10 protein-coding genes are annotated in these 8,892 nt (G+C 50.6%); 8 read left to right on the top strand and 2 right to left on the bottom strand.

The features are described from left to right. A partial coding sequence (locus ACTF5Z_RS10185; protein ID WP_438985536.1) for a DUF3604 domain-containing protein occupies positions 1-289 on the top strand: 289 nt, incomplete at its 5' end. Here ACTF5Z_RS10185 and ACTF5Z_RS10180 read toward each other — a convergent pair. Continuing rightward, positions 286-810 (bottom strand): TlpA family protein disulfide reductase, encoded by a 525-nt coding sequence (locus ACTF5Z_RS10180; RefSeq protein WP_438985535.1) that lies wholly within the window; start codon positions 808-810, stop codon positions 286-288. The genes ACTF5Z_RS10185 and ACTF5Z_RS10180 overlap by 4 nt on opposite strands. 243 nt (positions 811-1,053) lie before the next feature. Here ACTF5Z_RS10180 and ACTF5Z_RS10175 point away from each other — a divergent pair, with 243 nt between their 5' ends. Genes ACTF5Z_RS10175 through ACTF5Z_RS10155 form a run of 5 tightly spaced genes read left to right on the top strand, consistent with a single transcriptional unit; the run spans position 1,054 to position 5,954 of the window. Then, the gene (locus ACTF5Z_RS10175; RefSeq protein WP_438985534.1) at positions 1,054-1,800 is read left to right on the top strand and encodes an outer membrane lipoprotein-sorting protein; all 747 of its coding nucleotides are present in this window, start codon (positions 1,054-1,056) and stop codon (positions 1,798-1,800) included. A 3-nt stretch (positions 1,801-1,803) separates the two neighbouring features. After that, positions 1,804-3,024 carry an ABC transporter permease gene (locus ACTF5Z_RS10170; protein ID WP_438985533.1) on the top strand — a complete coding sequence of 407 codons (1,221 nt, stop codon included), beginning with the start codon at positions 1,804-1,806 and terminating at the stop codon, positions 3,022-3,024. Then, positions 3,021-4,232 carry an ABC transporter permease gene (locus ACTF5Z_RS10165; protein ID WP_438985532.1) on the top strand — a complete coding sequence of 404 codons (1,212 nt, stop codon included), beginning with the start codon at positions 3,021-3,023 and terminating at the stop codon, positions 4,230-4,232. The genes ACTF5Z_RS10170 and ACTF5Z_RS10165 overlap by 4 nt, the downstream gene beginning before the upstream one ends. After that, positions 4,229-4,927 carry an ABC transporter ATP-binding protein gene (locus ACTF5Z_RS10160; RefSeq protein ID WP_438985531.1) on the top strand — a complete coding sequence of 233 codons (699 nt, stop codon included), beginning with the start codon at positions 4,229-4,231 and terminating at the stop codon, positions 4,925-4,927. The genes ACTF5Z_RS10165 and ACTF5Z_RS10160 overlap by 4 nt, the downstream gene beginning before the upstream one ends. Then, positions 4,905-5,954 carry a hypothetical protein gene (locus ACTF5Z_RS10155; protein ID WP_438985530.1) on the top strand — a complete coding sequence of 350 codons (1,050 nt, stop codon included), beginning with the start codon at positions 4,905-4,907 and terminating at the stop codon, positions 5,952-5,954. Before ACTF5Z_RS10160 ends, ACTF5Z_RS10155 begins: the two co-directional genes overlap by 23 nt. 1 nt (position 5,955) lies before the next feature. Here the strand turns inward: ACTF5Z_RS10155 and ACTF5Z_RS10150 are convergent, their stop codons facing one another. Next, the gene (locus ACTF5Z_RS10150; RefSeq protein ID WP_438985529.1) at positions 5,956-6,837 is read right to left on the bottom strand and encodes a LysR substrate-binding domain-containing protein; all 882 of its coding nucleotides are present in this window, start codon (positions 6,835-6,837) and stop codon (positions 5,956-5,958) included. A 133-nt stretch (positions 6,838-6,970) separates the two neighbouring features. On the opposite strand from ACTF5Z_RS10150, the gene cysC reads away from it, so the two are divergent. Both cysC and sat read left to right on the top strand, forming a co-directional pair. Continuing rightward, a complete protein-coding gene (cysC, locus tag ACTF5Z_RS10145) occupies positions 6,971-7,588 on the top strand; it encodes an adenylyl-sulfate kinase (protein ID WP_438985528.1) in 618 nt (205 codons plus the stop codon). A gap of 12 nt (positions 7,589-7,600) precedes the next feature. Further along, complete coding sequence (gene sat, locus ACTF5Z_RS10140; protein WP_438985527.1) at positions 7,601-8,797, top strand: sulfate adenylyltransferase; 1,197 nt, start codon at positions 7,601-7,603, stop codon at positions 8,795-8,797. Positions 8,798-8,892 lie beyond the last annotated feature (95 nt).

The following is an 8,892-nucleotide window of genomic DNA, read 5'->3' as shown; positions in this document are numbered from 1 at the left end:
AGATCCTGCCACCAACCGATGCCCCGACAATGGCGCTTCCGTTGATTTAAGCGACTGTTCAATCACGGGCGACGTGGGTGCAGCTGAATTGAAAAATGTATGGACCGACCCCGACTTCGACCCCACGCAAGAAGCCTTTTACTATGTGCGCGTGCTCGAGAACCCAACCTGCCGTTGGTCTACATGGGACGCAATACGTGCAGGCGTCGAACCGCGTTCAGATCTTGCAAAAACCATTCAGGAGCGCGCTTGGTCCTCACCCATTTGGTATCGTGGGAAAGAGACCTAGAGCGTTCGTAGCCAAAGTCCCAAGGTCGTACTGTAACCGACGGTACGACCTTGTATCTCAAAGTCTTCATCCAGCACGTAATAACTGGGATACGCTTTCACCGCAAAACGCTGCTTGAGCTCATTGGTTCCCAAGTAGGTCGGTACTTGCACATCAATATCTTTTAAAAATTGCTCGACTTCGGTTTGGTTGGCGTAGTCAAGCGCAATGGCCACGACTCGCACAGTCGCCTCATTCAAGGACTCCAAGTTACCCATACTCAATCGGCAAACACTGCACCATGGCGCAAAAAAATAGAGCAGTGTGGGACGCTCGGCATCTGGGCCTATACGTGTCACATCCCCTTCTAGGCTCACCAAGATCAGCTCAGAAATAGCGCCAGAATCCCCGTCAAGCATGTCGCGTGTATGCCATGCATCGACCGCCAAAAAAACGAACAGGATAAACAGTACATCTCTGACCCATTTCGCCCAAGCAGGCCAGGCTTTTCTTGCCAAAACTTCCGATTGATTCTCACTCATAGCGACTCGTTTCAAAAAAATGTCTGCGCGAAGCCCGACCTTTAGGCAAATGTTGGTAAAAACCGACAATGATCTTAACAAAGACGACATGTTAGCGCGGCAACGCGAGTACTACCACGTACAAAGACACTCAATTTACCGATTACAGTGCGTCTGATTACCTTGAAAAGGCCAAAATTAAACAAGCATTGCAGACACAACATGAACATGGCACTCTGAAGTTTATTCTTAGGAGGTAATCACATGCGTAATGCTCTCGCCTTCTTGTTGTTAGTCTTGACACCCTGCACACTGGCTGATGACCCGCCCACTGCCACGGACATTATCAAAGCCGCTATGGAAGTCTGGCGCGGCGAGTCATCTGACGGTGAAATGACCATGACCATTCACCGCCCAGACTGGGAACGCAGCATGACTATTCACAGCCGCACCAAGGGCTTGGATAAATCATTCTTGATTGTAAAAGCACCTAAGAAAGATGCCGGCAACGCGACGCTGTTGTTAGATGACGATATGTGGTCTTACTCACCGCGCATTAAACGTGTCATCAAAATCCCCTCATCGATGATGGCCCAAAGCTGGATGGGAAGTGACTTATCCAATCGAGATATCACCAAAGATACCGACGTAATCGACGAATATGACCACACGTTGATTAGCACACGTAAAGAAGGCGGACACACAATTTACCACATTCGCTCTATCCCTCACGAGGATGCGCCTGTCGTTTGGGGCAAAGAAATCTATACCATCCGCGACGACTTTTTAATGCTACAGCAAGAGTTTTGGGACCAAGACCATCAACTTGTAAAAACCATTCGGACACTTGAGCACAAAATTATGAACGGTCGTCCGGTGGGAACTCGTATGCGTGTACAAGACCAGAACAAACCCAACGAATGGACCGAGCTGACCATAAACAGCATTGCGTTTGATGTTGAAATTGATGACAACATTTTCACCGTTGGCCAGCTTCGCAGTGCGCGCTAACGCATGCGAATAGAACGGCTCGCCTGGCGCAACTTGTGGCGCCACAAAAAACGCTCGTGGCTTACCATCAGCGCTATGGTGTTTTGTAATACGCTCCTGATTTTTCTGATTGGCTTGCAAGTCGGCAACTACCGAATGATGATCGATAACACTCTGGGCGTGCTTATCGGTCACCTTCAGGTGCAAACGCCTGCCTATCTTGACGCACCCAAACTGCGTGAATCCATTGGCAAGTCCGAAGGCCTGATCAATGACATCAGAGCAATACTGGGGGCAGAGATCAAACTCGCACCCCGCTTGGCAGCTGGCGCCCTGCTTAATAGCGAAAGCCGCAGTTTCGGTGCGCAAATTTTAGGTGTCGAGCCTAGGTTAGAAGCAGAATTCGGCTTACTCGCGGGCACGATCAGCCGAGGCCGATGGCTTAACACCGGCACCGAAATTGTTATCGGCGAAACACTCGCCAAAAATCTTCAGGTCTCGGTCGGCGACGAGCTGACACTTTTGGGCTCGGGCTATGACGGCTCGTTTGCAGCAAATGTACTGACTGTTGTGGGTATTTTCCAAACGAGCATGACGGACATGAATCGTGGTCTCGCCTTAATGCCCTTAGCAGAATTTCAGTACACCTTCAGCGCTGATGACCAGCTGAACCTGATTGCTATCGCTCTACCCAACTTTAGCGAAACAGAAGAAGCCAAAGCGCGCTTATCAACGGTAGTTAACACCCAAAAGCTCGCCATTCGTGACTGGAACGAATTGGTCCCCGGGCTTCGCCAAGCCATTCTGTCCGATGTTATTAGCGCCTTTTTCATCTACGTAGTGTTAGTTGTCGTCATCGTATTCTCCGTTTTAAACACGCAACTCATGGCAGTATTGGAACGACGAAGGGAGTTCGGCACCTTGCTCGCTCTCGGGATTTCCCCTAGTCAACTCGGCCGTTTAGTGTTCACCGAAACCGTGTTTCTGGGGCTACTGGGATTGATCATTGGCGTGGGCGGAGGCCTAGCGCTAAATTACTATTTAAGCATCTACGGCTTGGCGTTTGAGGGTATGGAAGAGATGGCCTCGAAGTTCAATATGTCAGCACGTATGTATCCAGAGATCTCTTGGTTTACCACATTTTCGGGGCCAAGCCTGGTCTTTATTGGGGCCGTCCTCGCCTCTGTTTGGCCGGTACTTAAAGCGCGCGCACTGCCGCTGCTGGCCGGACGGGGTAGCGCATGATTTCGCGATTAGCTTGGCGCAACCTTTGGCGCAATAAGGAACGCAGTCTCTTGATGATAACGGCGGTCGCGATTGCGGTCTGCGCCATGCTGTTTATGGTCGCCATGACACGAGGGTTCATGCAGGGCATTCTGGATTCTGGCATCAATAATCTGCCTGGACACATGCAAGCTCATGCCGCGCAGTATCTGGATGACCCAAGTATCGATCACCGCTTCAGCGCTCCATCGGAAGCCACACAAAGCGTGCTCAACGATCCCAGCGTGGCGCGCTGGTTCCAACGCATCAAAGTACCTGCAGTCGTCCAAAGTGAATATGCCAGTCAGGGCGTTACCCTGTTGGGAATCGAGCCAGAGCGCGAAACACAAGACCAACGATTGGGTTACAAGGTCGTCGGGGGTAACGACATCACAAGCCAGAGCAATGGGATCTTAATCGGGGCCAAACTGGCAGAAAAACTCGAAACCGAACTCGGCAAACGTATTGTGCTGATGACGCAAAGCGGCGACGGCGGGCTGGCAGAACGAGGGTACCGCATTGTTGGCATTTACCAAACCACCTTTGCGGCAAACGAAGAAGCCGAGGTGTACCTGCCGCTCGGTCAAGCTCAAACCTTACTAAAGGTGCCAAATCAGATCAGTGAACTTGCCCTATTTACCTCTGATATCGGCGAACTCGAGCGCCTGCAAGACTCTCTCCAAACTGCTCTTGGTGCCAAGATCGAAGTGCTGCGCTGGGATCAAATTGACGAATACCTCAGCGCTTCAATGAAAACGATGAGTGGATTTGTTTTTATTATTGTAGCGGTAGTGTTTTTGACTTTGAGCTTTGCGTTGGTCAACACTTTGATCATGGCTATTTTTGAGCGTACGTCCGAAATCGGCTTACTGTTAGCGCTTGGTCTAAAACCCAGATCTGTGGTCGCCGCGCTGACATTGGAGTCTATGGTCATGATTGGCATCGGCCTAGTTGTCGGCAATGTCCTAGCACAGGGTATCTTATTCGGCTTCGGCGACGGCATTGACCTCAGCTCAGTGGCGGAGGGTCTTGCGATGGCCGGTGCCAGTCCCTATTTAAGCGCACAGGTACATGTAGCGGATTGGCTCACAACCAACCTTCTAGTGTTACTCTTAGGACTGCTAACCAGCTGGTGGCCGGCCAGACGTGCGGCTCGACTCGACCCAGTAGAGGCTTTACAGAAAACATGAGTACCAATAATCACGCGGCTGTCGTGTGCGAACAAGTGTGTAAGACCTTCAAACAAGGTAGCAGCCAAGTCATGGGACTCGACCACGTAGACCTAGTGGTCGAAGCGGGGGATTCTATATGCTTATCAGGCCCATCAGGTTCGGGTAAAACAACACTATTGAACGCCATTGGCGGATTGGCAACACCCGACAGCGGCACCATCACTATTGGCGATCATACCTTATCGTCAATGAGTGATAGCGACAGAGCTCAACTTCGGCTGCATCATATTGGCTTCGTATTTCAGTCCTACAACCTAGTGCCCGTTTTGAGCGCACTCGAGAATGTGGCTTTTATCATGGAAATGCAGGGCCGCCCAAAACAAGAAATTGACGCCTTGGCGCGAGCCATTCTGGATAGAGTGGGACTTGAAGGACTCTATGATCGCCGACCCAGCCAATTGTCGGGCGGTCAACAACAGCGTGTTGCGGTCGCTCGCGCTATTGTCAGCGGCCCGACCTTAGTGCTTGCCGACGAACCAACCGCGAACCTCGACAGTCAAACAGCAATTCAACTGATGGAACTCTTTCGAACGCTCAATCAAGAATCAGGCACCACGTTTATTATTGCCACGCACGATACCCGCGTGAATCAATTCACCCATCGTCAAATTGTCATGCAAGATGGCCGCATTGAATCTGACACTCACTCTTAGCTTGGCCGTTTTGCTGTGCGGAGCCGCGCAGGCTTCTAGCTGGAATACTAGTGGCCATGTTAAGTATTTAGGGCAGCAACAGTTCTCTGCTCAGGGCGAGCGCTTCGATGGCGGAGAAAACATCCGCCTCAATGCGCAACGCGCTGAAGGCTCATGGCAATTCGACGGCGCTGCCCAATCGCGAGGACAGCATATTGACCGCCTCGCCCTAAAGTACAGTGCCGAGCAAAATCTCGTTATTATGGGTCGAGACAGCATCAGCTGGGGGCACGGGCTGTTTTTTAATCCGGTCGATGTATTCGCGCCCTTCAGTCCTGTCGCCATTGATACGGAATACAAACCGGGCATAGACATGCTCTATTGGCAACATGTACTGGACAGTGGCAGCGATATTCAGTTGCTACATGTCGATCGAAGCGACGGAAATTCCGATGCCTTCCGTTATTTTCATATGGGCGATAGCTTTGACTGGACGGCCACCTTTGCCCGGCACAAAGATCAAACCCAAGTGGCTTTGGGCTGGAATATCCCGATCGGCGGTGCGCTGCTCAGTGGCGATATCCTCTCGCAAGACACCAGCAGCGAAGGAAACGTAGTGTCTGGAGTGGTCAATTTCCAGCATTGGTTCACTTGGTTAAATGCGCCTGCGAGCATCTCGCTTGAATACTTTCACAACGGTTTTGGGTTTAAGCGAACACCGACCTCACCGCTCGATTTCGTCAACAATCCTGAATTAACTCAACGCTTGCAGGACGGTGAGCTGTATACGTTGGGCCGCGACTACAGTGCCATCGGGGTGAGTTTTATGCCTCACCCACTATGGCAAAGCCAGATATCACACATTCTAAACTTGAACGACCACAGCGGTTTGCTGTACTGGCAAAACACGCTAGATAGCAGCGAAAACACACGTCTGAATGTGACGTTTCTTTGGCCCCTAGGCAAAGGCGGTCGCGAGTACACAGGCCTTTTAGATCAACCCAGAATGGACCTACAACTACAGGTCCAATTTGCCTGGTACTTTTAAGCTAAGCCGCAGCGCACAAGCGCAACCAATAGTTAGCGCCGGATGATTGGTAACGATCTTTTAATGTCGCCAGGTAAAACCGACGTTTAAGGTTGATCCCAGTCGGCAGCGACAAAGGCACCAGATTGCCTGACTCTAAATTTGGACCCAGTACTTTTTCAGACAAACAACCAATACCCAGCCCGGATTCCACCGCTTTTTTGATCTGCTCATTGTGCCGGAACTGTAAATAAATCGGCATTTCGTTAATCAAATGAGCGAAGCTGCGATTAAAAAATTGCCGAGCGCCTGAATCGGGCTCCCGCAAGATCCAGCGCTCTTTTAGAATGGCGGTCTCACTCAGCCGCCCCGTTTGAGCTAGTGGGTGATTCGCACTGCAAAACACCACCAATTCGTCTTCTACCCAAGGTTCCAACACCAGATCTGAATGCGGCGAGCGCGCTTCGATCATCGCTATATCAATTTCGTAGTTCAGTAATTTTGTGACAATGTCGGGCGAGTTCGCCGAGATCAAATCAATTTTTGCCTCGGGAAATTGGGCAAGGTAGTCACTGAAGTAATTAATCGCCATGTGGTTAGCGATAGTGTAACTCGCCCCAATGCGCAAATGCCCCAAATCTTTATAACCTGCCAGATCCGATTCTAATGCCTCAGCTTGACCCAGCAATTGCTCTGCGTGCACGCGCACCGCCTGCCCCAACGTATTCAATTCGAGTCGCTTGCCCACCCGGTCAAACAATTGCACTTGATAGTGCTGTTCGAGTGTATTCAGTGACGCACTCACTGCAGACTGAGACAAGTGCAAAGCCTGAGCCGCCATGGCCGTATTTTTGTGTTGCGCCACCGCCAAGAACACTTGGAGTTGCTTTAATGTGAGCTTCATGCGCCAACCTGTCGTTTCAATTACCGACACTTTCTACCAACTAAACTGGTTAATCAACTTAAAAAAACCGTTTTTTTAAGTTGATTACTTTGCGTAACATGCACACATTCAAAAACACAAGAAGGATGTCGTCATGGTAGAACAAAAAGCAACCAACGTGCATTGGCATCATGGCCAAATCACAACCGAAGATCGTAACCGTTTACTGAATCAAAAAGGTGCAACACTGTGGTTTACTGGCTTGTCAGGTAGCGGTAAAAGCACCATTGCTGTTGCACTTGAAGAAGCGTTGTTCGAGCGAGGAAAACTGAGCTATCGGCTGGATGGCGACAATATTCGCATGGGCATTAACAAAAACTTGGGGTTCTCGGACGAAGATCGTACCGAAAATATCCGCCGCATTGGCGAGGTCTCTAAGCTGTTTGTCGACGCGGGCCTTATTACGCTATCAAGCTTTATCAGCCCTTTCCGTGAAGACAGAGACCAAGTGCGTCGTTTGCACGAAGAGTCGAACATGCCCTTCATAGAAATCTTCGTAGACTGCTCTCTATCTGAGGCAGAGAACCGCGATCCTAAGGGCCTTTATGTCAAAGCTCGCGCCGGCGAAATCAAAAACTTTACGGGTATCGATTCACCGTATGAAGCACCCGAGAAGCCAGAAATCCACTTACACACCGACACCACACCACTCGATCAAGAAGTCGCGATCATCATCGACTACTTAGTTCAACACGGCCTGATTAGCGAATAAAAGGACTAGAACATGATAAAGCCCCATGGCTCAACCACATTAAACAACCTTTACGTCGACAACGCACAAGATCGTAAAGACGCTCTAAAACGGGCCGAAACCCTGCCGTCTTTGTTGTTAAATTCTGCTGCAGCGGCAAACGCCGTCATGCTCGGTGCGGGCTACTTTAACCCACTCACCGGCTACATGAATTTGGAAGACGCCCTAAGCGTTGCCGAAACCATGCACACCAAATCGGGTTTATTCTGGCCCGTGCCTGTGCTTAACCTGACCAATGACGCTGACAGTATCAAAGTCGGCGACGAAATTGCCCTGCGCGATCCAAACACCGCGGGCAACCCGATCATGGCTACCATGATCGTCGAGACTGTCGAAGCGGTATCGACCGAGCAGCTAGAAACAATGGCCCAGCAGATTTTCGGCACCCTAGATCCCAATCACCCGGGTGTGGCCACCTTCTTGAATTTGGGCAACACCTTGCTATCGGGCGCTATCCAAGTTTTAAGCTACAGTTACTTCAAAACCGATTTCCCGGAGACCTTCCAAACAGCACGCGAAATTCGCGACGAAATCAAACAACGTGGTTGGGAAATCGTAGTCGCCTTCCAAACGCGTAACCCCATGCACCGCGCTCACGAAGAGCTGTGCCGTATGGCCATGGAGCGCTTAGAAGCCGATGGCTGCGTTGTTCACATGCTGCTGGGCAAATTAAAGGCAGGCGATATCCCAGCGGATGTGCGCGATGCTTGCATTCGCAAAATGGTCGATGTGTATTTTCCGGCTAACAGTGTGATGGTGTCAGGTTATGGCTTTGATATGCTATACGCCGGTCCTCGTGAAGCAGTACTGCACGCAGTCTTCCGCCAGAACATGGGTGCCACTCACCTTATTGTAGGTCGTGACCATGCCGGCGTAGGCGACTACTACGGTGCCTTCGACGCACAGACTATTTTTGACGAGCAGGTACCGCAGGGCGCTTTAGAAATCGAAATCTTCAAAGCTGATCACACCGCTTACTCAACAAAGTTAGGCCGAGTGGTCATGATGAACGAAGCAGAAGATCACTCAAAAGAAGATTTCATCCTGCTGTCGGGCACCAAGGTTCGCGAAATGCTGGGCAATGGCATTGCGCCACCACCCGAGTTCTCGCGTCCTGAAGTAGCTGAAATTCTGATCAAACATTATCAGTTAGAAGACAGCCAAGCTTAGATATAACCTTGCACAACCCATGCGGAGCGCCAATTCGGCCTCCGCACGGGTTTTTAGACGCAACACCACGTTCAAGTGCCGGCCAATTACCGACT

The organism is Aequoribacter sp., assembly GCF_965659035.1.
Taxonomy (GTDB): Bacteria; Pseudomonadota; Gammaproteobacteria; order Pseudomonadales; family Halieaceae; genus Aequoribacter.
This window is presented reverse-complemented; position numbering and strand designations above follow the sequence as displayed.

Excerpts from the sequence above, each read along its gene's own strand:
- ACTF5Z_RS10180 (WP_438985535.1), bottom strand. The coding sequence starts at position 810 with ATGAGTGAGAATCAATCGGAAGTTTTGGCAAGAAAAGCCTGGCCTGCT.
- ACTF5Z_RS10175 (WP_438985534.1), top strand. The coding sequence starts at position 1,054 with ATGCGTAATGCTCTCGCCTTCTTGTTGTTAGTCTTGACACCCTGCACA.
- ACTF5Z_RS10170 (WP_438985533.1), top strand. The coding sequence starts at position 1,804 with ATGCGAATAGAACGGCTCGCCTGGCGCAACTTGTGGCGCCACAAAAAA.
- ACTF5Z_RS10165 (WP_438985532.1), top strand. The coding sequence starts at position 3,021 with ATGATTTCGCGATTAGCTTGGCGCAACCTTTGGCGCAATAAGGAACGC.
- ACTF5Z_RS10160 (WP_438985531.1), top strand. The coding sequence starts at position 4,229 with ATGAGTACCAATAATCACGCGGCTGTCGTGTGCGAACAAGTGTGTAAG.
- ACTF5Z_RS10150 (WP_438985529.1), bottom strand. The coding sequence starts at position 6,837 with ATGAAGCTCACATTAAAGCAACTCCAAGTGTTCTTGGCGGTGGCGCAA.
- cysC (WP_438985528.1), top strand. The coding sequence starts at position 6,971 with ATGGTAGAACAAAAAGCAACCAACGTGCATTGGCATCATGGCCAAATC.
- sat (WP_438985527.1), top strand. The coding sequence starts at position 7,601 with ATGATAAAGCCCCATGGCTCAACCACATTAAACAACCTTTACGTCGAC.